General features: G+C 48.8%; 21 protein-coding genes. 19 read left to right on the top strand and 2 right to left on the bottom strand.

Translation table 11 applies throughout. The features are described 5' to 3' along the window. Positions 1-15 precede the first annotated feature (15 nt). A complete protein-coding gene (locus tag FC47_RS07065; RefSeq protein ID WP_039945205.1) occupies positions 16-489 on the bottom strand; it encodes a low molecular weight protein-tyrosine-phosphatase in 474 nt (157 codons plus the stop codon). Between the two features lie 141 nt (positions 490-630). Between FC47_RS07065 and FC47_RS07060 the strand changes: the two genes are divergently transcribed. From FC47_RS07060 to FC47_RS07030, 7 genes are all read left to right on the top strand, one after another. Then, entirely contained in the window at positions 631-1188 is a 558-nt protein-coding gene (locus tag FC47_RS07060) for a LemA family protein (RefSeq protein ID WP_039945219.1), read from the top strand. A gap of 19 nt (positions 1189-1207) precedes the next feature. Further along, entirely contained in the window at positions 1208-2107 is a 900-nt protein-coding gene (gene htpX / locus FC47_RS07055) for a zinc metalloprotease HtpX (RefSeq protein WP_006499406.1), read from the top strand. 195 nt (positions 2108-2302) lie between these two features. Then, a complete protein-coding gene (locus FC47_RS07050) occupies positions 2303-3691 on the top strand; it encodes a UDP-N-acetylmuramoyl-tripeptide--D-alanyl-D-alanine ligase (RefSeq protein ID WP_056968488.1) in 1389 nt (462 codons plus the stop codon). A 48-nt stretch (positions 3692-3739) separates the two neighbouring features. Further along, positions 3740-5245, top strand: a complete 1506-nt coding sequence (gene cshA / locus FC47_RS07045) for a degradosome RNA helicase CshA (RefSeq protein WP_056968487.1) — start codon at positions 3740-3742, stop codon at positions 5243-5245. Positions 5246-5248: 3 nt separating this feature from the next. After that, entirely contained in the window at positions 5249-5623 is a 375-nt protein-coding gene (acpS, locus tag FC47_RS07040) for a holo-ACP synthase (RefSeq protein ID WP_006499409.1), read from the top strand. Next, positions 5616-6734: an alanine racemase gene (alr, locus tag FC47_RS07035; RefSeq protein WP_039945207.1), complete on the top strand. Its 1119-nt coding sequence runs from the start codon at positions 5616-5618 to the stop codon at positions 6732-6734. The genes acpS and alr overlap by 8 nt, the downstream gene beginning before the upstream one ends. Before the next feature lie 14 nt (positions 6735-6748). Next, a complete protein-coding gene (locus FC47_RS07030) occupies positions 6749-7102 on the top strand; it encodes a type II toxin-antitoxin system PemK/MazF family toxin (RefSeq protein ID WP_006499411.1) in 354 nt (117 codons plus the stop codon). A 54-nt stretch (positions 7103-7156) separates the two neighbouring features. On the opposite strand, the gene cbpA is transcribed toward FC47_RS07030, so the two are convergent. Then, positions 7157-7801, bottom strand: coding sequence for a cyclic di-AMP binding protein CbpA (gene cbpA / locus FC47_RS07025; protein ID WP_056968486.1), 645 nt, complete (start codon positions 7799-7801; stop codon positions 7157-7159). Between the two features lie 196 nt (positions 7802-7997). Here cbpA and pth point away from each other — a divergent pair, with 196 nt between their 5' ends. The 12 genes from pth (at position 7998) to lysS (ending at position 22714) form a co-directional block, all read left to right on the top strand. Further along, positions 7998-8558 carry an aminoacyl-tRNA hydrolase gene (gene pth / locus FC47_RS07020; RefSeq protein ID WP_034540027.1) on the top strand — a complete coding sequence of 187 codons (561 nt, stop codon included), beginning with the start codon at positions 7998-8000 and terminating at the stop codon, positions 8556-8558. A 19-nt stretch (positions 8559-8577) separates the two neighbouring features. Beyond that, a complete protein-coding gene (gene mfd, locus FC47_RS07015) occupies positions 8578-12156 on the top strand; it encodes a transcription-repair coupling factor (RefSeq protein WP_056968485.1) in 3579 nt (1192 codons plus the stop codon). A gap of 4 nt (positions 12157-12160) precedes the next feature. Beyond that, on the top strand, positions 12161-12442 hold the full coding sequence (locus FC47_RS07010) for an RNA-binding S4 domain-containing protein (protein ID WP_006499415.1): 282 nt from the start codon (positions 12161-12163) through the stop codon (positions 12440-12442). A gap of 137 nt (positions 12443-12579) precedes the next feature. After that, positions 12580-12942 carry an FtsB family cell division protein gene (locus tag FC47_RS07005; protein ID WP_033935257.1) on the top strand — a complete coding sequence of 121 codons (363 nt, stop codon included), beginning with the start codon at positions 12580-12582 and terminating at the stop codon, positions 12940-12942. A gap of 174 nt (positions 12943-13116) precedes the next feature. Continuing rightward, positions 13117-13647 (top strand): S1 domain-containing RNA-binding protein, encoded by a 531-nt coding sequence (locus tag FC47_RS07000; protein WP_006499417.1) that lies wholly within the window; start codon positions 13117-13119, stop codon positions 13645-13647. After that, the gene (gene tilS, locus FC47_RS06995) at positions 13610-15019 is read left to right on the top strand and encodes a tRNA lysidine(34) synthetase TilS (protein ID WP_081036755.1); all 1410 of its coding nucleotides are present in this window, start codon (positions 13610-13612) and stop codon (positions 15017-15019) included. Before FC47_RS07000 ends, tilS begins: the two co-directional genes overlap by 38 nt. A 13-nt stretch (positions 15020-15032) precedes the next feature. Next, positions 15033-15572, top strand: a complete 540-nt coding sequence (hpt, locus tag FC47_RS06990; protein ID WP_056968483.1) for a hypoxanthine phosphoribosyltransferase — start codon at positions 15033-15035, stop codon at positions 15570-15572. Between the two features lie 89 nt (positions 15573-15661). Continuing rightward, entirely contained in the window at positions 15662-17770 is a 2109-nt protein-coding gene (gene ftsH, locus FC47_RS06985) for an ATP-dependent zinc metalloprotease FtsH (protein WP_048344773.1), read from the top strand. 83 nt (positions 17771-17853) lie between these two features. Continuing rightward, complete coding sequence (gene hslO, locus FC47_RS06980; protein ID WP_006499422.1) at positions 17854-18759, top strand: Hsp33 family molecular chaperone HslO; 906 nt, start codon at positions 17854-17856, stop codon at positions 18757-18759. Positions 18760-18903: 144 nt separating this feature from the next. Continuing rightward, a complete protein-coding gene (locus tag FC47_RS06975; RefSeq protein ID WP_039945215.1) occupies positions 18904-20085 on the top strand; it encodes an MFS transporter in 1182 nt (393 codons plus the stop codon). 86 nt (positions 20086-20171) lie between these two features. Continuing rightward, on the top strand, positions 20172-21209 hold the full coding sequence (gene dusB, locus FC47_RS06970) for a tRNA dihydrouridine synthase DusB (RefSeq protein WP_006499424.1): 1038 nt from the start codon (positions 20172-20174) through the stop codon (positions 21207-21209). After that, complete coding sequence (gene lysS / locus FC47_RS06965; RefSeq protein ID WP_006499425.1) at positions 21209-22714, top strand: lysine--tRNA ligase; 1506 nt, start codon at positions 21209-21211, stop codon at positions 22712-22714. Before dusB ends, lysS begins: the two co-directional genes overlap by 1 nt. Positions 22715-23178: the final 464 nt, after the last annotated feature.

Raw genomic sequence — 23178 nt, 5'->3', positions numbered from 1 at the left:
ATTTATGTCGCTGAATTAATGCTGATCGTGCAGCTGGCGCTTTACGACATCCAGCCAATAAGGAAGCGCCTCGGCCAAGCTGTCGTAGGTATCTTGGAAACGATGCGTATACCAAGGATCGGGAATTGACGTACCAGCTTTGCCTGGCACCACGTCAAAGGCCTGATGAATCTTAAAACGATCCTCTTTTGGCGCGATGGCTTTAAGATGCCGAATGTTCATGTCGTCCATGCCGATGATCAGATCAGCGTTGGCAAAATCTGCTTGAGTGATGGGACGCGAGATGAGCCCCTCAGTCGGCAGATGATACTTATGCATGATCTTAAGCGCGCCTGGATGCGGGCCGTTGCCTTCTTCTTCATAGCTGGTTGCGGCTGAGTCGACTTGGACTTGATCGGCCAGGTGATTTTGGGCGATCATTTGTCTAAACATTGCCTCTGCCATTGGGGAGCGACAGATATTGCCCAGACAGACAAATAAGACTTTCATAAAAATGCTCCTTATAAATGGTTTTACAGTTTAATTTTATAAAAGATTAAGTTTTAGTGCAAAACAGCAAAATCATTTTATTCGCCTGGCATTAACTGTTATGATTAAGAAAATCAATTTCCTAAGGAGGAGTATTTTATGATGGCAGCAATTATCGCTGTAGTAGTCGTTATTCTGCTGATCGTTTGGTACGTCAGCATCTATAACGGCTTTATCACTACGCGCAATCAGGTTGAAGAATCAGCCAGCCAGATCGACGTGCAGCTGCAGCGGCGAAACGACTTGATTCCCAACCTGGTCAACACGGTTAAGGGATACAGCAAATATGAAGCCGGAACGCTGGAAAAGGTAACGGCTTTGAGAAATCAGTTAGCCGGAATGAATATGGAAGACGATCCGCAAAAAACAATGGAAGTCTCCAACCAGCTGAGCGGTACTTTGAAATCATTGTTTGCCGTAAGCGAAGCCTATCCAGATCTAAAGGCCAGTGCTGAATATCAAAAGCTGATGGAAGAACTGACCAATACGGAAAACAAGATTGCCTACTCACGCCAGCTTTACAACAGCTGCGTACGGCGCTTTAACGAAAAGCTGCAGGCATTTCCTTCCAACCTGGTCGGCAAGATTCATCACTTTACGCAGTTTGAATACCTGCAAGTACCAGCTGAGGCTCGAGAAACGCCAAAAGTTGAATTTTAAAAACGGTTTGGGGTAACGCATGCTTTATCAACAGATTAACATGAATAAGCGGCGGACGGTCTATGTGGTCTTTGGCTTTTGTCTGCTGGTTGCGCTGGTAGGAGCTGCAGTTGGCTACTGGCTGGCCGGATCAACCGTTGTCGGCATCATCATGGCATTAGTGATTGCCTTGATCTATGTCTCAGTCATGATTGGGCAGTCAACGGATGTCGTGATGAACATGAATCATGCTCATGAGATTCATTCGGCTGCTGAATCGCCTGAGCTTTGGCATGTTGTTGAAGACATGGCGATGGTCGCACAGGTGCCGATGCCGCGGGTCTTCATTATTGACGATCCCAGTCCCAATGCCTTTGCAACCGGCAACGATCCTGAACATTCTGCAGTGGCGGCTACGACTGGCTTGATGCAGATGATGAATCGTGAGGAGCTGGAAGGCGTAATGGGGCATGAGATTACCCATGTTCGCAACTATGACATTCGCCTGCAGACAATTGCACTGGCGCTTTCAGCTGCAATCTCATTTTTGGTCAACCTGGTCAGCAATTTCTGGTGGCTGGGCGGTGGCCGGAGTGACGATGATGATGATCGCGGCGTCAATATCTTTGGCATGCTGGCGTCACTGCTGCTGATTATTTTGGCACCACTGGCGGCGGCGATTGCTCAGATGGCACTGTCACGCAATCGCGAATATCTGGCTGATGCTGGATCCGTAGAACTGACGCGTAATCCGCAGGGGATGATCAGTGCGCTGCGCAAGCTGGAACATGCCGAACCGATGCAGCAGGCTGATCCCAGCAGCGCATCTTTATATATCACCGATCCTGAAGAAAATGCCAAGCGTCATCGCTGGCTGGATCATCTTTTTGATACGCACCCGCCACTGGAGGATCGGATTGCCCGCTTAGAAGAAATGTAGGGCTTGATCAACAGTCGAATCAAGGCTCAAGGTTTGCTTGACGACAACCTTGAGCCTTTTTGATCCATAAAAATTCAATGCCTTTGCTATTGATAAATTTATAACCCTCGTTTTGTGATCGTAAGGGTGATATAATTAATCAGTTAGACTAGTCGGTACGAAAGTTCAAAAAAACAAATAAAAGAGGAAATTTCCATGAAGATGAGTTTAGCCGAGATTGCAAAGGCAATTCGGGTGCAAAATGATATTGCAAAATGGCAGGACCTAGAAGTAACCAATGTGGCCTTTGACAGCCGTGCTCTGGAAGCTGGAGCGCTGTTTATTCCATTAATGGGTGAGCAGGATGGACACAAATACGTTGCCAATGCGTTTGAAAATGGCGCAGTGGCATCGCTTTGGGCCAGTGACCACGATCTGCCGTCAACTGATCAGCCATTGCTGGTGGTTGATGATCCGCTGCAGGCACTGCAGGAATTAAGCCAATACTATCTGCACAAGATCAATCCATTCGTGGTTGCCGTAACTGGCAGCAATGGCAAGACGACCACCAAGGATATGACGGCTTCAATCTTGGCGACCCAAATGAACGTAACCAAAACGCATGCCAACTTCAATAATGAGATTGGCGTGCCGATTACGCTGCTCAATATGAACCCAAATACGGAAGCCGTAGTGGTTGAAATGGGGATGGATCGTCCAGGACAATTAGACTTTTTGAGCAAGTTGACTACGCCTGACATTGCAGTGATCACGATGATTGGCGAGGCGCACATCGAATTTTTCGGTACGCGCGATAAGATTGCTGATGCCAAAATGGAAATCACGCATGGCCTAAAAGAGGACGGTACGCTGGTATACAACGGTGATGAGCCGCTGCTTAAAGAGCGTGCTGCCAAGCTTAAGCAATACACCAAGACGTTTGGCCGCGAACTGGGCAACGATCTGTATGCCACCAGTGTTACAGCCGCACCTAATCACGTTACGTTCCAGGTTAACGAGTGGCCAGGACTGAGCTTTGATCTGCCAATGGGTGGCGAATACAATGTCAACAACGCTCTGGCAGCCATCATGGTCGGCAAGCTGCTGCACGTCAAACCGGAAAACATGCAACAGGCTTTGGCTGGCGTTGAATTAACGGCCAACCGAGCTGAATGGATTCAAGGTGATGCTGGCGAGGCAATCTTAAGTGATGTCTATAATTCCAATCCAACGGCCGTTAAACAGGTTATCAAGACGCTGGCCGCGGTTAAGACCAATGGCCGGCATATTGCTGTATTGGGTGACATGCTTGAGTTGGGCAATGCTTCAGCCAAACTGCATGCCAGCCTGGCTGAGGCCATCTCTTATGATCAGATCGATGCCGTTTATCTGGTTGGTCAGGAAATGAACAACTTAAAAGATCAGCTGATCAAAGACGGTTATCCTAAAGAAGCTATTCACAGCTATGCAGCTGACCAGCTGAAAGAGTTAACGAGTGATTTAAAGTCGGTCTTAACGGCTGACGATGCAATTCTGATGAAGGCCAGCCATGGCATTCATCTGGAAAAGGTACTGGCAGAACTGGCCAGTGCCAATGAGAAGTAATCATAATCATGTCTAGTCATGATTGAATTTTAAGGAGAATTTATTTAAGTGAAATTTGGAGAATTAGGGTTGTCAAACAGCCTGCTTAAAGCCATCAAACGCAGTGGCTATGAAGAAGCCACGCCAATTCAAGAACAGACGATTCCGATGGTTTTAAACGGTGATGACGTAATTGGTCAGGCACAAACCGGGACCGGTAAGACGGCCGCGTTTGGACTGCCGATTCTTGAACACATTGATCCTCAGAATCCGGCAATTCAGGCCCTGATCATTTCGCCAACGCGTGAATTGGCGATCCAGACGCAAGAAGAACTGTATCGGCTGGGAAAAGACAAGCGGGCCAAGGTTCAGGTCGTTTATGGTGGAGCTGATATTCGCCGTCAGATCAAGAGTCTGAAGCATCAGCCGGAGATTTTGGTTGGGACGCCGGGCCGTCTGCGCGATCATATTCGCCGGCATACGGTTGATTTGAGCCAGATCAATACGCTGGTTTTGGATGAGGCTGATGAGATGCTGAACATGGGCTTTTTGGAAGACATTGAAGCCATTATCAACGAAACGCCGGCAACGCGACAGACGCTTCTGTTCAGTGCAACGATGCCGCCAGAAATCAAGCGGATCGGCATGCAGTTTATGAAAGAGCCTAAGACCGTACGCATTCAAGCCCAAGAGCTGACGACCGACCTGGTGGATCAATACTACGTTCGGGCGCGCGATTATGAAAAGTTCGACATCATGACGCGACTGATCGATGTTCAAGATCCTGACTTAACGATCGTATTTGGCCGGACCAAGCGCCGTGTCGATGAACTGTCAAAGGGCTTGACGGCACGCGGCTATAATGCGGCTGGTATTCATGGCGATCTGACGCAGGATCGGCGGACCAAGATCATGAAACGCTTTAAGGAAGGCAAGCTTGATATCCTGGTTGCCACCGACGTTGCGGCACGTGGACTTGACATCTCAGGCGTTACGCATGTCTACAACTATGATATTCCATCCGATCCTGACAGCTACGTTCACCGGATTGGCCGAACGGGTCGTGCCGGGCATCATGGCGTTTCGTTAACGTTTGTCACGCCAAATGAGATGGACTATCTGCATGAGATTGAAAAGCTGACCAAGGTGCGCATGCTGCCTTTGAAGCCGCCAACTGAAGAAGAAGCGTTTAAGGGGCAGCTGGCCAGTGCCGTCAGTGAGATCGATGAACTGATCGCACAGCCATCCACGCAGCGCTATGCCGACGCCGCGCAAAAACTGCTGGAAACGCATGATGCCCTTGATCTGGCAGCGGCCCTGCTTAATGATATGACCAAAGAAGCTGCCAGCCAGGTACCGGTTAAGATTACGCCAGAACGGCCATTGCCACGGCGCAAGCGTCGTCAGAGCAGTTATCGTGGCAGCAGCTATCGCCATGGCAACTCATCGCATCGCAGTTATCGTGGTGGCAAGCGTACCGGTCAGAGCAAGAGTCGCCGCAGCTATCGCGAAGACTCGCATGGCAATGGACGCCGCGGCTTTAACATTCGCCGCCGTGGTGGTCAGGAACAATAGACAATGATTCAAGGATTTGGAATTGATTTAACGGAAATTGCCCGCGTGAAGCGTGCCGTTGAAAAGACGCCCAGTTTCGTCAAGCGAATCCTTACGCCGCCTGAATTGGAACAATTGGCAAAATTAGGCGGTCAGCGCCGCTATGAATACATTGCTGGTCGCTGGTCGCTAAAAGAGGCCTTTGCTAAGGCTTGGGGAACTGGGATCGGTCGTGAGGTCGGCTTTCAAGACATTGCGATCATCAATAATCAAAGCGGTCGGCCAATCGTGGTTAAATCGCCATTTGAAGGTCAAGTGTGGGCATCGGTCAGTCATACGAAAGATCTGGTCATGACTGAGATCATTTTGGAAAGGACAAGCGATCAGAAAAATGATTAGCGCACAATTGCGGGATGCCGCTATGATAGTCGATCTAAAGGCATTGAAGCATAATATCAAACAGCAGCAGGCCGCCTTGCCAGCCGGCAGTCGAATCCTGGCTGTCGTCAAGGCTGATGCCTATGGACATGGTGCCGTACCGGTTGCTCATGCCGCTAAGGAAGCTGGTGTTGATGGCTTTTGTGTGGCCATGCTTGATGAGGGACTCGAGCTTAGAAATGCCGGTATCGATCAGTTGATGCTGGTATTGGGACTGACGCCGGTTCACTATGCGCCGGTTGCGGCTTTAAACGATATCTCGCTGACGGTGGGCAGCGTCAACTGGCTTAAGGAATATGCTGAACTGGCCAAAAATGAGTCGCTGCCGCCGCTGAAGGTTCACCTGGCACTGGATACCGGCATGGGACGGATCGGTTTTCGCGACGTTGCTGAACTAAAGCAGGCTTTGGCACTGGTTAACCAGCCAGCCTTCGTTTTTGAAGGACTGTTTACGCACTTTGCCACGGCTGACGCGGCTGACGATACCTATTTTAAGCAGCAGCTGGGACGCTGGCATGAGTTTTTGGCTGCAGTTGATCAAAAACCGCCTTACGTTCACATGGCCAATTCTGCAGTCGGCATGTGGCATCGCGAAACGATTGCAGCCAATACGGTTCGGATGGGGATCTCGATGTATGGCTGCAATCCTTCTGGTCATGAGCTGCCTGATTCGCTGGATCTGCAGCCGGTAGCTTCAATCGTTGCAAAGACGACTTTTGTTAAGTATCTGCAGGCTGGCGAATCCATCAGCTATGGCGCGACCTATACCGCACAAAACGATGAATGGGTCGCTACGCTGCCAATTGGCTATGCGGATGGCTATCTGCGCCGGATGCAGGGCTTTAAGGTCTTAGTGGCTGATAAGGAATGCGATATCTTAGGGCGGATTTGCATGGATCAAATGATGATTCGGCTGCCTGAGTCAATGCCAATCGGAACTGAGGTCGTTTTGATGGGAAGTTCAAAAGGCAAGACGCTTTCAGCAACCGATCTGGCCGATCATGCACACACGATCAATTATGAAATCCTGACGAGTATTACACCGCGATTAATGCGACGCTATAAAAACTAGGCAGGCGATGATGAATGGGGAAGATACGGATTCAGCGCGGTGACGTTTATCTTGCGGATCTGTCGCCAGTGATTGGCTCAGAACAAGGTGGCGTGCGGCCAGTACTGATTATTCAAAATGATGTCGGTAACCGCTACAGTCCAACGACGATCGTAGCTGCCATTACGGCCCAGCTGACGAAAAGCACCTTACCGACGCATGTTAAGATCAAAGCAGCCGAATCAGGAATCGCCCATGATTCGATCATCTTGCTTGAACAGCTGCGAACGATTGATAAGCGGCGCTTAAAAAAGCATTTAACGCGCTTCGACGATCGGATCATGAAAAACGTCGACCATGCACTGCACATTAGTTTGAATCTATCGTAAATCAAAAAGATCCAGTCGCTGTTGACTGGATCTTTTTTCATGCTGAATCTGGTTTTAATAGTTGGGATGCAGGTCTTCGATTTCTGGTACTTCAAAGCCTTTGCGATTCAGTCGTTTGACGATTTTGTCAACCAAAGCCTGATCGGCACTGGCCGGCAGGGTAAACAGAATCTGCTTGTTGTGCGTCTGGGTTGGGTCAAGGTTAAGCGAGATGACGTTGGCAATGTCGGTAAAACGGGTAATTTCCTTGGCTGCTGTTACTAAAGCGCCGCGCTCATCGGGGACCGTTACCGTTAAAACATAGCTGCCAGCATTAATGTTCCAGGCTTCGGCCAGCATGCGCAAGACACGGCTGTGCGTCAGGATGCCATAAAAGTGGTTGTCCTCGTCTAAAACGGCAATGTATGGCAGATCACGAATGGTAAAGAAGACATTGAAAAAGGCGGCCTTGATTGAGATAAACTTGGTTGAGTTTTTCAGCAGGCTGGTAACGGGCAGATCCATGTCGCCATGTCGTGATTTATGCCGATAGATGTGCATCTTGTAGATGTTTCCGCGAAAAATCGTCCCCGTCTTGTCTAAAACCGGTACGCAGCGAAAACCGGTATTTTCCAAAACGGTCAATGCCTCTGCCAAGGTGGCATCTTCAGGCAGCGTGGTCAGTTGATCCTTGGTTTTGATCAGAGAGTTAAAAATCATGCTATTGCCTCCAATTAAGTTGCAGTCTGTGGATTATCTATCAACATGATAGCACAAGTCGTAATGGTCTAATCAGCAAAAATAGCGTGGGCATTTGCTTTTTGATTGATCGTCACTTGCGGTATAATAATTGCACTGATGCTGGACGGGGTACGGCTCCGTGCGGCCTTTTTGCGTGTAAAGAAAGGTGATTCTAATGAAAATGATCGTAGGATTGGGCAATATTGGCTCACGTTATGACGAAACGCGGCACAACAGCGGCTTTATGGTTGTTGAACAGATTGCACGCGACTACCAGCTGGGGGCCTTTAGTCATACTAAATATGAAGCCGTGGCTGCTACGGGGATGATTGACGGTGAAAAAGTAATGCTGGTCAAGCCAACCACGTTTATGAATGATTCTGGTCGTGCCGTGAAGCCATTGATGGACTACTATCAAGTTGATCTGGCTGATCTGGTTGTCGTTGCCGATGATCTGGACATGCCGGTTGGCCGCGTTCGTTTGAAGACACATGGCGCTTCTGGCGGCCACAACGGCTTAAAGAGCATCATTCAATACCTGGGAACCAAGAATTTCAATCGGGTCAAGCTGGGAATCGATCATCCCCAAAACGGCACGGTGGTCAGTCATGTGCTGGGCCGCTTTACGCCACAGGAGCGCCCTGCTTTTGATCAGGCCGTGGCGGTTGCGGAAAAAGCCTTAATCGACTGGGTTCACGGTGAGACGTTTGACCAATTGATGAATCAATACAACTAATCAAAAAGGAGCTGGCTTCATGCGTCTGACCGAATTTATCGAATCGACCAAGGATTTTAAAACGATTCTGACAACGATTCGCGATCAAAAAAATCAATTGATTACTGGGGTTGCCGGCTCCGCTAAGACACTGTTGCTGGCGGCGCTGCATGAAAAGCTGACGCAGCCGCAGCTGATCATTGTCGACAGCCTTTATCATATGCAGAAGCTGGCAACTGATCTAGAGAACCTGCTGCCTGATACTGAAATCTATCAGTTTCCAGTTGAAGAGGTACTGGCAGCTGAAGTAGCGACCAGTTCGCCTAACTACCGACTGCAGCGGGTATTGGCCCTTAATGCACTGCAGCAGCAGACGCCCGCCATTGTGATTGCCTCGGTGGCAGGACTGCGCCGAAAACTAATTGCACCAGCGCAGTTTGCTCAGGCCTCGCTGCAGCTGAAACCAGGCATGGAACTGGATCCAACTGAGCTGCGCGCCAAGCTGGTAGCAATGGGCTATCAATATCAGCAGATGGTACTAAGACCTGGTGACTTTGCCATGCGGGGCTCGATTATTGATGTCTATGCCTTAAATACCGAGCTGCCGATTCGAATCGATCTTTTTGATACTGAGGTTGACTCGCTGCGTACTTTTGATCCGGAATCTCAGCGCAGTCAAGAAAATCTTGCTGAAGTTACGATTCTGCCGGCAACCGACTTTATCCTGCCAATTACGGAGTTTGAACGGGTTGCACAGAAAATGACCAAAGAGCAGGCTGACCTGCAGGCATTGGTTACCGATCAGGAACAAAGACAAGTACTTAATAGTCATTTTGCTGAATTGATTACAGCACTGAAAAAACATGAGCTGCCGGTTGAAATGTTGGAATATGCTGATCTGGTCTATCCTGAGGCGGCCTCGCTTTTAGACTATCTGCCGCCAGCTGGCAGTCTGTATCTGGACGATTGGCCGCGCATTAAAGAAACGGGCCAGCGTCTGGAAAAAGACGAAATGAGCTGGCTGGACGAAAAAATGCAGCGTCATGAACGGGGACAGGCCGGTTTTCTGGGCCATGATCCAGAGCAGCTGGTGGCTGATGACGCCCATGCCCAGGCCTACCTGGCGCTGTTTAAAAAAGGGATGGGGGCCAAACGGTTTGCCGCGCTGACTGATTTAAAGACGCGTCCCATGCAGCGCTTCTTTGGTCAGATGGCGCTTTTGAAAAGTGAGCTGCAGCGCTGGCAGGCTCAGGGCGAAACGATTGTCTTACTGGCGCAGAGTCAAGAGCGTCGCCAGCAGATGGCTAAGACGATGGCTGAATTTGGCGTCAAGGCCGTTGAGACGCAGCCTGAACAGCTGTTGGAGCATCAGACGCAGCTGACGGCCATGACTCTGGCAAACGGGTTTGAATATCCACAGGCCAATCTGGTCGCCATTACTGAAAACGAGATGTTTGCTCAGGTCAAACAGCGACGAGTGCGGCCACAGAAACTGGCTAACGCGGAACGGCTCAAAAGTTACGCCGACTTAAAGCCCGGTGACTATGTCGTTCATGTCAACCATGGGATTGGGATCTTTTCCGGCATTAAGACGATGACGGTTGATGGAGCCAATCAAGACTACATGGTGATCAACTATCGCAATCACGCGCAGATCTTTGTCCCAGTGACGCAGCTGGATCTGGTTCAAAAATACGTGGCCAGCGAAGGCAAGGTTCCTCATGTCAATCGGCTGGGCGGAACCGAGTGGGCCAAAACCAAAGCACGCGTAGCCGCCAGGGTCGAGGATATTGCTGATGAGCTGGTTGATCTTTATGCAGCCAGAGAAACAGAAAAGGGTTATGCCTTTCCTAAAGACGATTATCTGCAGGAAAAGTTTGAAGCCGAGTTTCCTTATCAAGAAACGCCTGATCAGCTGCGCAGCATCAAAGAAATCAAAGCCGACATGGAAAGCGAGCGCCCCATGGATCGGCTCTTGGTCGGCGATGTTGGCTATGGCAAGACAGAAGTAGCGCTGCGAGCAGTCTTTAAGGCGGTTTTAGGCGGCAAGCAGGTGGCCTTTTTGGTTCCAACCACGATTCTGGCTCAGCAGCATTATGATACGATGAAGAGCCGCTTTGAAGGCTTTCCAATTGAGATTGCTATGATGTCGCGCTTTCGAACGCCTAAACAGCTTAAAGAAACCGAAGCGGGCCTCAAGAATGGCAAGATTGACGTCGTAGTCGGCACGCATCGGCTGCTTAGCAAAGACGTTCAGTTTAATGATCTGGGACTGCTGGTCATTGATGAGGAGCAGCGATTTGGCGTCAAGCATAAAGAACGGCTCAAACAGCTAAAAAACAACATTGACGTGTTAACGCTGACGGCCACCCCGATTCCGCGGACGCTGCACATGTCAATGATGGGCGTGCGTGATCTGTCGGTAATTGAAACGCCGCCTGCTGATCGCTATCCAATTCAAACCTATGTAATGGAACAAAACCAAGCCGCGATTCGTGATGGGGTTCTGCGCGAGCTGCAGCGGGGCGGCCAGGTCTATTATCTGCACAACCGCGTCAACGATATTGAACGAACCGTTGCCGAATTGCAGGAGCTGGTTCCCGAGGCCAGGATCGGCTATATTCATGGCAAGATGACCGAGGCACAGCTGGAAGGCGTCTTATATGACTTCATTCAAGGCGAGGATGACGTTTTGGTAACGACTTCAATCATTGAAACAGGCGTCGATATTGCCAACGTCAACACGCTGTTTGTGGAAAATGCCGATCGAATGGGGCTGTCTCAGCTCTACCAGATTCGAGGACGGATTGGCCGCAGCAATCGCGTTGCCTATGCCTATTTTATGTATCAGCCAAACAAGGTGCTGACGGAACTTGGTGAAAAGCGGCTGGCGGCCATTCGCGACTTTACTGAACTGGGCAGCGGCTTTAAGATTGCCATGCGTGACTTGGCGATTCGCGGCGCGGGCAATCTTTTGGGCAAGCAGCAGCACGGCTTTATCGATTCGGTTGGCTATGATCTGTATGCTGAGATGCTTAGCGAAGCTGTGGCTAAAAAACGTGGCCAGGTTAAAAAGCCGATTGCCAATACCGAAATCGACATCAACGTGGAAGCCTATCTGCCTGATGAATACGTCAGCGACTCACGCCAAAAGATTGCGCTATACAAGCAGGTGCGCCAGGCAAAATCAGATCAGGAGCTGCTTGATCTGCAAGGCGATCTGATTGACCGGTTTGGTGATTATGGCGAGCCCGTTGAGAATCTGCTGCTGGTAGGTGAGCTAAAGATGAATGCCGATGCGGCAATGCTGGAATCGATCAAGCGTCAGCGCGACAATCTTGTTTTGACCTTCACCAAGACCGGCAGTCGTGCCATCAAGCCTCCTGAAATCATCAAGGCTCTGGCGGCGACGCGGTTTAAGGCAACGATGGGTCAGACCGATGATGGCCTGCTGACCGTCAGATTAATCATTCAGCCGAAGATGACGCAAAAAGACTGGCTCAAGCAGCTGATCGTCTGTGTACGCGGCATCAATCAGGCGCTTAACGATGCCGATAATGATGCCAAGCATGATTTAAAAGACAAGCAAGAAAAAAGTCATGATCAGGAAAGGAAATAGATAAATGCGGTTAGACAAATTTTTAAAGGTTTCTCGAATCATCAAGCGGCGGACGGTTGCCAAAAAGATTGCCGATCAGGGACGAATCCTGGTCAACGGCAAGCCGGCAAAATCGTCCAGCAGCGTTAAAGCCGGTGATGAGCTGACCATTCAGTTTGGCAACAAAACCGAGACCGTCCGAATTGATCAGATTATTGAGACTACCAAAAAGAGTGAAACGGATCAGATGTATACCATCATTGATGAAAAATTTGCCGAGGACTTCAGCAATCCATTTGACGATTAGCCTTTGATCTGAAGCGATTGTGCCGGTTAGGCTCGATTAACCAAAAATGATTCAGCAGGTAATTTAGGATTAGGTTGGACAGTTGCTAAAAAATCCTGTTATACTTTGGACAATAATTACAAGGTGAGGAATTCTCAATGAAAGGTCGCAATGTCTACAGCCTTGATACGCCATATGCTCAGCAGAAAACAGCTCAGCAGGCGGCGGATAAGGCCTATGCTCGAAAAATCCATAAGCACCGCTTTTTAGCGATGATCGGCATAATTGGCGTTTTTGTTCTGGTATTTGGTGTTCAGATCTGGAAAAACCAGCGGCAGCTTGGCCGGGTCAATGCTCAGATTCAACAGACGCAAACGCAGCTAACCAAGCAGAAAAGCAAGCAAAAGCAGCTGAACAGTCACATTAAAGAGCTGAATGATCCTGAATATCTTCAACAGCTGATTCGTTCCAAATACAACTACGCTAAAAAAGGCGAAACGATTTATAACTTTGCTAATTAAGCTAAAAGCGCTTTAAAAATCGTGACAGCGTTTAATTGACGATGTAAGAAAGCGGTTTTGGGTTTTTTTGTTCGCTTTATTGCGATAATTGTTCACTTGTAACAATGTTGATTTATGTTATACTCAAAACTGTAAATAAATGATTAATTTTTAATGAGGAGGGCCAGCTAGTTCATGGCAATTGAAGAAGGAGCAAAGGTTTCAGGGAAGATCTCAGGTATTACTAATTTCGGGGCTTTCGTTGATCTAGACGATAACCAGACGGGATTGGTTCATATCAGTCAGATTTCTGATCGCTTCATCAAAGACATTCACGACGTTCTGTCAGTCGGCGATACGGTAACTGTCAAGGTAATGAAGATTGGCAGTGATGGCAAGATCGCCTTATCGATGAAGGAAGCTCAACCTAAGGAAGAACGTCACCACCATGAGGAGCGCGAAAACCATCGCGAACAGGGACACGGCTTCCACGAACGACGTCATGATGAAGAGGCTCATGGTCATGCTCACACTCAAGAGCGCCATGAACACCGTGAATTCAACCATGCACCACAGCGCGGCTTTTCTGGGGCTCGTCATCACCGGCAAAATGACAGCTTCGACAATATGCTGGCCAGTTTTATGAAAGAAAGCGAATCACGCCTGTCAACGCTGAAACGGCAAACGGATGGCAAGCGTGGGGGCCGTGGCGGTCGTCGCAGCTAAAATGAATCTTCAACAACAGATTAAGCGGCGTCTAACAGGGCACCGCTTTTTTGAATCAGCTGCTCCCTTGGTAGTTGCCGTTTCTGGAGGCGTTGATTCAATGGTGCTGCTGGACGTGATGCAGCAGCTGGTTGATCCTAGACGATTGATCGTTGCTCACGTCAACCATGAATTACGCAAACAGAGCCAGCAAGAGGAGGCTTTTTTAAAAAGCTACTGTCAAAAGCATCAATTAAAGCTGGCAGTCAGACACTGGCCGATCAAAGAACATCCGCAAACCGGGATTGAGGATGCCGCGCGGACAATGCGCTACCGTTTTTTTGCCCAGACGATGCACGCACATCAAGCTGATTTTCTTTTGACCGCGCACCATGCCAATGATCAGGCAGAGACAATGCTGATGAAGATGGTCAGGGGCGGCCAACTGACGGCACTGGCTGGGATTGAAGATGAGCGGCCGTTTGCTGGTAAAACGCTGCTCAGACCGCTTTTGACCATTCCCAAGGATCGGCTTTATGAGTATGCCAATATGCATCAGTTAACCTGGTTTGAGGATAATACCAATCAAGACCTTGCTTTGACGCGCAATCGTTTTCGAAATCTGATCGTTCCTGCTATGATCAAAGAGAATCCGCGTTTTTTGGCGCATATGACGGCGTGGCATGAACAGTTGAGCGATCTGCTGACTTTTAGTCAAAACAGCTTGGCGCAGCTTCTGGCACAGATGACGACGGCAAATCAGCTGCAGCTGGCAAAGTATCGACAGCAGCCACAGTCCAGTCGCCGGCTGCTAATGCTGCAATGGCTGAAGAATCAAGCTGTCTATGACTTGACACGATCACAGCTCAGGCAGATCGACCAGTTGCTAAACGATGACAAAAAGCCGCAGCAGATCATGCAATTGCCAAATGAACACTGGCTGGTGAAAGAATATGATGTTTGTTGGCTTAAAAACGCGGCTAAAAAGGTCGATAATTCGCAAAAAAAGTCCGCAGCTGTGGTAGAATTGGGCCAATGGCATGAAATCAACGATGAATTGACGTTTGGGGTCTTTAGTAAGGATCAGCTGCCTAAAGACGCCATTGTGCTGGCCAGATTCAAGCTGCCGCCTGATGCCTTGCCGCTGAGATTAAGGGGCTGGCAAAAAGACGATCGGCTGCGCTTAAAAAGTGGCGGCCATCAAAAGGTTCGGCGCGTCTTGATCAACGACAAGGTACCGCAGCCGCAGCGCCAGGAGCAACTGGTTTTGACTACGGCTGCTGAAACGGTGCTGTGGGTAGTTGGCCATAAGTTTGCCTGGCTGGATGAGTCAAGCAGCGCTGCTGAGGACCAAGAATGCCAAATCATTGTAGTTGCCCAACGAAAATGCTAAAAGGAGCAGATAAATGAACAACGATATTGAACGCGTCTTGTACAGCACTGAAGAGATCAATGCTGCTGAAGATCGCCTGGCTAAGCAGATCAATGCCGACTATGCCGACAAAAAGCCACTGGTGGTTTCAGTGCTGACTGGCGCGGCGCCTTTTTCGGTTGATATGTTTAAAAAGATGACCTGTTACGCCCAGCTGGACTTTATTGACGTTTCCAGCTATTACGGCGGCACTGAGTCGACTGGGACGATCAGATTGATTCACGACTTGAAGGCTGATCTGGAGGGCCAAGACGTCTTGATCATGGAAGATATCGTCGACACTGGCCGCACGCTGCGCTATCTGGTTGATCTGTTAGGCGAGCGTGGTGCCAACAGCGTCAAGGTATGTACGCTGCTGGATAAGCCAGAGGGCCGCAAAGTCGAAATCGAGGCTGACTATGTTGGTTTTGTCGTTCCAAACGAGTTCTTGGTCGGCTATGGCCTTGACTATCAGGGCTACTATCGAAACCTGCCATACGTAGGAATCCTGAATCCTTCCGTATATAGCAAATAGTTGATCAAATAATGGTCAATGATGGTCAATTATGCTATCATTTAGTCCATCAAAATAAATTAAACATTGCCGTTGGATAGGAGGTTGTTATGAACAACAATCGTAAAAATAATGGATTCGCTCATAACGTGCTCTTCTATGCGATAATCTTTTTGTGCATTATGGGAATTGCCTACTTCTTCTTTGGAGGAAGCAGTACGGATACGCAAAGCAAAAACGTTTCCCAAAGCACTTTTGTTACCGAATTGAAGGACAATAAGGTTAAGAGCTTCCAACTTCAACCAGACGGCGGAGTCTACAAGATCACTGGTACCTACCGCAAGCCACAGAAGGTCAGCGGCAGCGATGCCGGGTTCTCGATCGTCGGGCAAAAGAGCAGTACCACGACCAGCTTCCAAAGCTCAGTGCTGGACAGCGACGTAACGCTCAGTCAGCTGCAGAAGTATGCTGAAAAGCACAACGTTACCATCAGCACCAAGGCCGAAGAATCCAACAGTCTGTGGATGAACCTGCTGTTTACCATTTTGCCATTGATCATCATGGTATTTTTCTTCTACATGATGATGGGGCAAGCCAGTCAAGGCGGTCGTGGCGGCGGGATGATGAACTTTGGCAAGTCTAAGGCCAAGCCCGCCAATGCCAAGGAAAACAAGGTCCGTTTCTCTGACGTTGCTGGTGAAGAAGAAGAAAAGCAGGAACTGGTTGAAGTCGTTGAATTTCTGAAGAATCCAAAGAAATTCACGCGGCTGGGAGCCAAGATTCCATCTGGTGTGCTGCTTGAAGGGCCTCCAGGTACTGGTAAGACGCTGCTGGCCAAAGCCGTTGCAGGTGAAGCCGGCGTACCATTCTTCTCGATTTCAGGTTCTGATTTCGTTGAGATGTTTGTCGGGGTTGGTGCCAGCCGGGTTCGTGACCTGTTTGACCAAGCCAAGAAGGCCGCGCCATCAATCATCTTTATCGACGAAATCGATGCCGTTGGTCGGCGGCGTGGCTCTGGCATGGGCGGCGGCCACGATGAACGTGAACAGACGCTGAACCAGCTGCTGGTTGAAATGGACGGTTTTAATGGTGATGAAGGCGTTATCGTAATGGCTGCCACCAACCGGGCTGACGTTTTGGACCCAGCACTGCTGCGGCCAGGCCGATTTGACCGGAAGATTCTGGTCGGTGCTCCTGACGTCAAGGGTCGTGAAGCAATTCTGCGCGTTCATGCCCGCAACAAGCCATTGGGACCAGATGTCGACTTAAAGGAAATTGCCAAGCAGACGCCGGGATTCGTGGGTGCCGATTTAGCCAACCTGCTGAATGAGGCGGCATTGCTGGCTGCCCGGCGCAATGAAAACGAGATTTCAGCCGCTGACGTTGATGAAGCCGAAGACCGCGTGATTGCTGGTCCAGCCAAGCGTGATCGGGTCGTTTCGCCAAAAGAACGCGAAACCGTTGCCTACCACGAAGCCGGCCACACGATCGTTGGGCTGGTCTTAAACGATGCACGGGTCGTTCATAAAGTAACGATCGTACCACGTGGCCGCGCCGGTGGGTATGCAATCATGCTGCCGCGTGAAGACCAGATGTTGATGAGCAAGAAAAATGCTGAAGAGCAGATTGCTGGTCTGATGGGTGGCCGGGCAGCTGAAGAAATCATCTTCCATTCACAGTCGTCCGGGGCTTCCAATGACTTTGAACAGGCAACGCAGATTGCGCGGGCCATGGTTACTCAATACGGGATGAGCGACAAGATCGGTCCGGTTGAGCTGCAGAGCTCTGGACAGGTTTTTGCTGGCCAAGGCTATGATCAGGCAGGCTACTCAGAACATACGGCTGCCTTGGTTGATGAAGAAATCAAGCGGATCTTGAATGAAGGTCATGAACAAGCGCTTCACATCATCGAGACGCACCGTGAACAGCATAAGCTGATTGCCGAGGCGCTGCTCAAGTACGAAACGCTGAACGAAAAGCAGATTCTGAGTTTGTACAAGACTGGGAAGATGCCGGAAGCTGATGTTGAAGCTGCTGAAGATGAACAGCATGCTGCAACTTTTGAAGAGTCCAAGCGTGCTCTGGAACGTCGCGAAACTGAAAAAGTAGAGGACGACCATGACAACGATGCTGAATCGGATCATGATTCACAAACGCCAGACAGCTCAGCTTCAAACGATCAAAATGATCACCATGACGATCATGATGATCAGGCATAATTGCCAATTAACAGGAGCGTTTTTGACCACTGGTCGCCGCTCCTGTTTTATTATGGAATCAAAACTAGAAAAGGTGACCAATAATGGAAAACAATGACTATTTAGTAAAAAGCATGACTAAGGATGGGATGTTTCGTGCGTATGCAGTGCGTGCTACCAACCTGGTTGAAAAAGCCCATGAGATTCACGATACCTGGAGTGCCAGCTCGGCAGCTTTAGGACGCACTCTTATCGGTACGCTGCTCTTATCAACGTCCAGCTTGGATGAAAAAGCCGGTATGACGGTGAAGATTCAAGGCAATGGGCCAGTTGGCTATATCGTTGCTGATGGGACGGCGCATGGTGAAGTCAAAGGCTATATGAAAAATCCGCACGTTAATCTGCCATTAAACGAAGCTGGCAAGATTGATGTTGCCGGGGCAGTTGGCCGTCAAGGTACGCTTTCGGTAACTACGATGACGCCAGGTGACAAGACGCCATATACTGGTGAAGTCGATTTGATCTCAGGCGAGTTGGGCGATGACTTTACCTACTATCTGGCCAAATCGGAACAGATTCCCTCAGCAGTTGGTTTGTCGGTCTTTGTTGAAAAAGATGATTCGATTAAGGCAGCTGGTGGATTTATGGTTCAGGTAATGCCCGGTGCCAGTGATGAGGCCATTACCAAACTGGAAACGGCCATTAAAGGCATGCCGAGAGTATCGGATCTGCTTTTGGAAGGCAAGACGCCAGAAGACATCCTGCATCTGCTGTTCCCTGATGAAGAACTCAAGATGCTGCAGACGATGCCGGTATCATATGCCTGCCACTGCAACAAGAATCGTTTTGCACATGCCCTGGCAACGATCAAACCAGCTGATCTAAAGGAAATGATTGAACAAGACGAAGGTGCTGAAATCGTCTGCCAGTTCTGCGGCAAGAAGTACCATTTTGATAAGCAGGACCTGGAAGTCATCTTAAAACAGGCGACCAGCAGCGACCAGGCATAGTCAAGCAAAATCCCGCGCTCATCAGCTGAGCCCGGGATTTTTTGCAGTTTTGGATGTTTTTACCAGCCAGCTGCCGGCTCTTGATTGACATTTTGAATCTGACCACTGAAAATTAAGGCAATTGTCAAAAGATAGGTGAGCGATTTGAAAGACGATTTGTTTAAATGGCTGGGTGGACTGGCTTTTCTAAATAACGTTGGCTATAGCTGCGTATGGCCGGTGACGACGATCTATATGCATAATCAGCTGCACCAGTCATTGGTTCTGGCCGGGGTGGTTCTACTGTGCTATTCCAGTGCCAACGTAATCGGCAGTATTGCAGCAGGCAGCCAATTTGATCGTGGGCATACGTTTGGCTTGAACCTTTTTGGCCAGCTGATTACGCTTTTGGCCGTAACACTGTTGATCTTTATGCATGGCTGGCCAAGCTATCCCATTTTGTTATGTATTTTTGGTTTTGGCAATGGCTGGATTTTAACCTTGATCAATTCAATGGGTACCAGAGTCAAAAAATATCCCAGCGTTAAGGTCTTCAATCAGCTTTATCTGGCTGAAAACATCGGTCTGGTAGTCGGCACGGGACTCACTGGCTTTATCTATGAACAGGGAATTGGCTGGCTGTTTGTGCTGATTGCCGGGATCTATCTGGTCAGTCTGATTATCGTTGGCATTAAGTTCGCCGAAGTTGAGCTGCATGGTGAGTGCCCAGTCAGACAAACTGTTGACGCATCGGCTGACTTGACTGGCAAGCGCAATCTTTTCGTAATCATCGTTTTGCTGCTCGGGCTGGTGGTCGTCTGGGTCATGTATGAACAGTGGATGAGCAATCTGGCAGTCTATCTGGCACGGTTTGGCATTTCAACTGGGCGTTATGGCATGCTTTGGACGATCAATGGCGTTTTGATTATTATTTTTCAGCTGCTACTTGACTGGATTGGCCGCTACCATGCGACGCTTGATCTTCAAGTGATTCTGGGATCTTTTTTTATGGCTGGCTCGTTTATGCTGCTGCTTTTTGCGGCTCACTATGGGCAGTTTGTCTTGGCGATGGTTGTGCTGACGCTGGGCGAGTCGCTTTTGATTCCAGGCGTGCCCGCATATGTCAATCGCTTGTCGCCGGTTGTTCAAAAAGGTCGCGGGCAAGGGATGGTCAATGCATTTTCATCGCTTGGCAAGGCGCTTGGGCCGCTGTTTGGCGGTTTGGTTATTGAAAGACTGGGCTATTTTAAGTTATTTGCAGTCTGTACGGTTGCTGATCTGATTGTTGGTATGATGATCGGAATAGTGCTGCTGATTTTACGTCGCGGCCTGCAGACCTATGATTAAATTAGAATTGCTGAGGGTCTGGCTTGCTAATCTGGCAATGATTAGGCTACAATCGTTTTGATTGCAATTTTAAGGAGGATATTTTTGTGGAATGGCAAATTGGCAATGTTACGATTCCAAATCAAGTCGTAGTAGCTCCCATGGCTGGAGTTACCAACTCTGCGTTCCGTGTCATCTGTAAAAAGTTTGGCGCTGGCTACGTGGTCTGCGAAATGATTTCTGATCGCGGCATTATGTACCACAACAAAAAGACCCTGTCGATGCTGAAGGTTGAGCCGATCGAACATCCGATGGGCATTCAGATTTTTGGCGGTACAAAGGAGACTTTGGTTCAAGCAGCCAAATTCATCGATGAAAATACCGAAGCTGATGTAATTGACATCAACATGGGCTGTCCAGTCAACAAAGTCGTTAACACCGATGCCGGAGCAAAATGGCTGTTGGATCCAAATAAAGTTTATGAAATGGTTTCTTATGTCGTCGATGCCGTTAAAAAACCAGTTACGGTCAAAATGCGGATCGGCTGGGATGATAAGCACATCTATGCCGTCGAAAACGCATTGGCAGCCGAACGTGCCGGTGCCCAGGCAATCGCCATGCATGGTCGGACTCGCAAACAGATGTATACAGGTCACGCGGATTGGAATATCCTAAAAGAAGTGGCCAATGCATTGACGATTCCGTTTATGGGTAATGGCGACGTTAAAACGCCAGAAGATGCCAAACGGATGCTGGATGAGACGGGAGCAACCGCAGTCATGATCGGCCGGGCCGCAATGGGTAATCCATGGATGCTTAAGCGGACGGCTCATTATCTGGAAACGGGTGAACTGCTTCCAGAAGCTACGCCAGAGCAAAAAATTGCGATGGCCAAGGAGCATTTGGCTGGTTTGGTAGAATTAAAAGGCGAGCATGTTGGCGTTCGTGAGTTCCGGGGACAATCAACCTTCTACATCAAGGGAATTCCCCGGGCGGCCAGAACAAAGGCAGCGTTGGTTGAAGCGGAAACGCAGCAGGAAATGATTGATATTTTCGATCGTTTCTTGGAGGAAACACAAAAGCGGGCGGCACAGCAAGAGATGCATCGTGCTCAACGCCAGGCAAAAATTGAGGAGGAAGACTAGTGTCACAAGAACTGGATCAAATGCGCGTTCGTCGCGAAAAGATGGATGAACTCAAAGCAGCAGGAATTGAACCATTTGGCCGTCGCTACCATCGCGACCACTTGGCTCAGGATCTGCATGAACAATTTGATCAGGTAGATAAAGACGAGCTGCTTGAACAAGAAAACATGGTCAGCATTGCCGGCCGAATGATGCGCAAACGCAGCAGCGGTAAGGCGGGCTTTGCGGATTTCGTTGATCGGACGGGCAAAATTCAGGTCTACGCGCGCAAGGATATGGTTGGCGATGAACAATACCATATCTTTAAGCGGGCCGATCTTGGCGACTTCATGGGGATCAAAGGTGACGTCATCAAGACCAACACCGGTGAACTGACGATTCGTGCGCGTGAGATTACCTTTCTGTCCAAGGCTTTGCGGCCACTGCCAAACAAATGGGAAGGGGTTAAGGATCCAGAAACCATCTATCGCCAGCGTTACCTGGATCTGATTGCCAACCCAGAAAGCTTTAAGCGTTTCCACCAACGGACGGCGATTATCAAGGCAATTCGTAAGTACATGGATGACCATGGCTTTACCGAGGTCGAAACGCCAATTCTGAATACCCAGGCTGGTGGTGCCAATGCACGGCCATTTATTACGCACCATAATGCCTTAAACATTGATATGTATCTGCGGATTGCGACGGAGCTTTATTTGAAGCGGCTGATCGTCGGGGGCTTTGAACGGGTCTATGAACTGGGACGGGTCTTTCGTAATGAAGGGATGGACCTGCAGCATAATCCAGAATTTACAACGATTGAAACCTATGCCGCATACTGGGATCTGTGGGATGTCATGGACGAAACGGAAGGGATCATTAAGGCGGCTGCCAAGGTAGTCTCTGATGATGGCAAGATTACTTATCAAGGCACTGAGATTGACCTTGGCGGCGAATTCAAGCGGATTACGATGAACGATGCTGTTAAGGAACAGACGGGCATTGACTTTAAGGAAATCAAGACTGATGAAGAAGCTCGTCAGCTGGCGGCAGAAAAGCACGTTAAGTATGAAAAATGGTGGTCAAAGGGTCATATTCTGAGTGCCTTCTTTGACGAATTTGTTGAAGACACCCTGATTCAGCCAACGTTTATCTATGAGTTCCCTGTTGAGGTATCGCCACTGGCTAAACGGAACCAAGAAAATCCTGAAATGGCAGACCGGTTTGAGCTTTACATTGCTGGCGGTGAAATGGGCAATGCCTTTAGCGAACTGAACGATCCAATCGACCAGAAGTATCGTTTTGAAATGCAGGCCAAGGAAAAGGCTAATGGTAACGATGAGGCCGAACCAGTTGATCTGGACTATGTTGAGGCGTTGGAATACGGGATGCCGCCAACTGGTGGTCTGGGAATCGGTATCGACCGTTTGGTAATGCTTTTGACGGATGCCAAGTCGATTCGTGACGTTATTCTCTTCCCAACGATGCGTCCAGAAAAGACTGCTGATGGTGAAGAAGAAAAATAATATTTAGCACACTAAAAACACGTCTTGCAGATCTGCAGCGTGTTTTTTATTTATCGTTGGAATTAATAAGTAGATGAGCCGCTGATAAATCATAGATTGCAATCTGAATAACAGTTGGTTTCTAATCACTTTTTGTTCGTTAAATAACGAATTATATTGAGCTTTATGGAGAGATAGTTCGTAAACCTGAAATAGATTTAGAAAGTTTGAAAATAGCGTTGACGAACCCTTGGGAAACCTGTATAGTATTTATTGTTGTCAAAGCGATTGGATGGTAGTCAGCTGTTCGGTCGTTAATGATCAGAAAAAACTTCTTGACATTACTTTGACAATTTGATATATTAGTTAAGTCACTGATTTGCTTGGCTTTGAAATTAAATAAATTTCTTCTTGACAGGCAATTGGAGATTTTGATAGAATAATAAATGTTGTGATTGAGCAACATGGTAGACCTTTGAAAACTG

It is taken from the genome of Limosilactobacillus mucosae DSM 13345 (assembly GCF_001436025.1).
Taxonomy (GTDB): Bacteria; Bacillota; Bacilli; order Lactobacillales; family Lactobacillaceae; genus Limosilactobacillus; species Limosilactobacillus mucosae.
This window is presented reverse-complemented; position numbering and strand designations above follow the sequence as displayed.

Excerpts from the sequence above, each read along its gene's own strand:
- FC47_RS07065 (WP_039945205.1), bottom strand. The coding sequence starts at position 489 with ATGAAAGTCTTATTTGTCTGTCTGGGCAATATCTGTCGCTCCCCAATG.
- FC47_RS07060 (WP_039945219.1), top strand. The coding sequence starts at position 631 with ATGGCAGCAATTATCGCTGTAGTAGTCGTTATTCTGCTGATCGTTTGG.
- htpX (WP_006499406.1), top strand. The coding sequence starts at position 1,208 with ATGCTTTATCAACAGATTAACATGAATAAGCGGCGGACGGTCTATGTG.
- FC47_RS07050 (WP_056968488.1), top strand. The coding sequence starts at position 2,303 with ATGAAGATGAGTTTAGCCGAGATTGCAAAGGCAATTCGGGTGCAAAAT.
- acpS (WP_006499409.1), top strand. The coding sequence starts at position 5,249 with ATGATTCAAGGATTTGGAATTGATTTAACGGAAATTGCCCGCGTGAAG.
- alr (WP_039945207.1), top strand. The coding sequence starts at position 5,616 with ATGATTAGCGCACAATTGCGGGATGCCGCTATGATAGTCGATCTAAAG.
- FC47_RS07030 (WP_006499411.1), top strand. The coding sequence starts at position 6,749 with ATGGGGAAGATACGGATTCAGCGCGGTGACGTTTATCTTGCGGATCTG.
- cbpA (WP_056968486.1), bottom strand. The coding sequence starts at position 7,801 with ATGATTTTTAACTCTCTGATCAAAACCAAGGATCAACTGACCACGCTG.
- pth (WP_034540027.1), top strand. The coding sequence starts at position 7,998 with ATGAAAATGATCGTAGGATTGGGCAATATTGGCTCACGTTATGACGAA.
- mfd (WP_056968485.1), top strand. The coding sequence starts at position 8,578 with ATGCGTCTGACCGAATTTATCGAATCGACCAAGGATTTTAAAACGATT.
- FC47_RS07010 (WP_006499415.1), top strand. The coding sequence starts at position 12,161 with ATGCGGTTAGACAAATTTTTAAAGGTTTCTCGAATCATCAAGCGGCGG.
- FC47_RS07005 (WP_033935257.1), top strand. The coding sequence starts at position 12,580 with ATGAAAGGTCGCAATGTCTACAGCCTTGATACGCCATATGCTCAGCAG.
- FC47_RS07000 (WP_006499417.1), top strand. The coding sequence starts at position 13,117 with ATGGCAATTGAAGAAGGAGCAAAGGTTTCAGGGAAGATCTCAGGTATT.
- tilS (WP_081036755.1), top strand. The coding sequence starts at position 13,610 with ATGGCAAGCGTGGGGGCCGTGGCGGTCGTCGCAGCTAAAATGAATCTT.
- hpt (WP_056968483.1), top strand. The coding sequence starts at position 15,033 with ATGAACAACGATATTGAACGCGTCTTGTACAGCACTGAAGAGATCAAT.
- ftsH (WP_048344773.1), top strand. The coding sequence starts at position 15,662 with ATGAACAACAATCGTAAAAATAATGGATTCGCTCATAACGTGCTCTTC.
- hslO (WP_006499422.1), top strand. The coding sequence starts at position 17,854 with ATGGAAAACAATGACTATTTAGTAAAAAGCATGACTAAGGATGGGATG.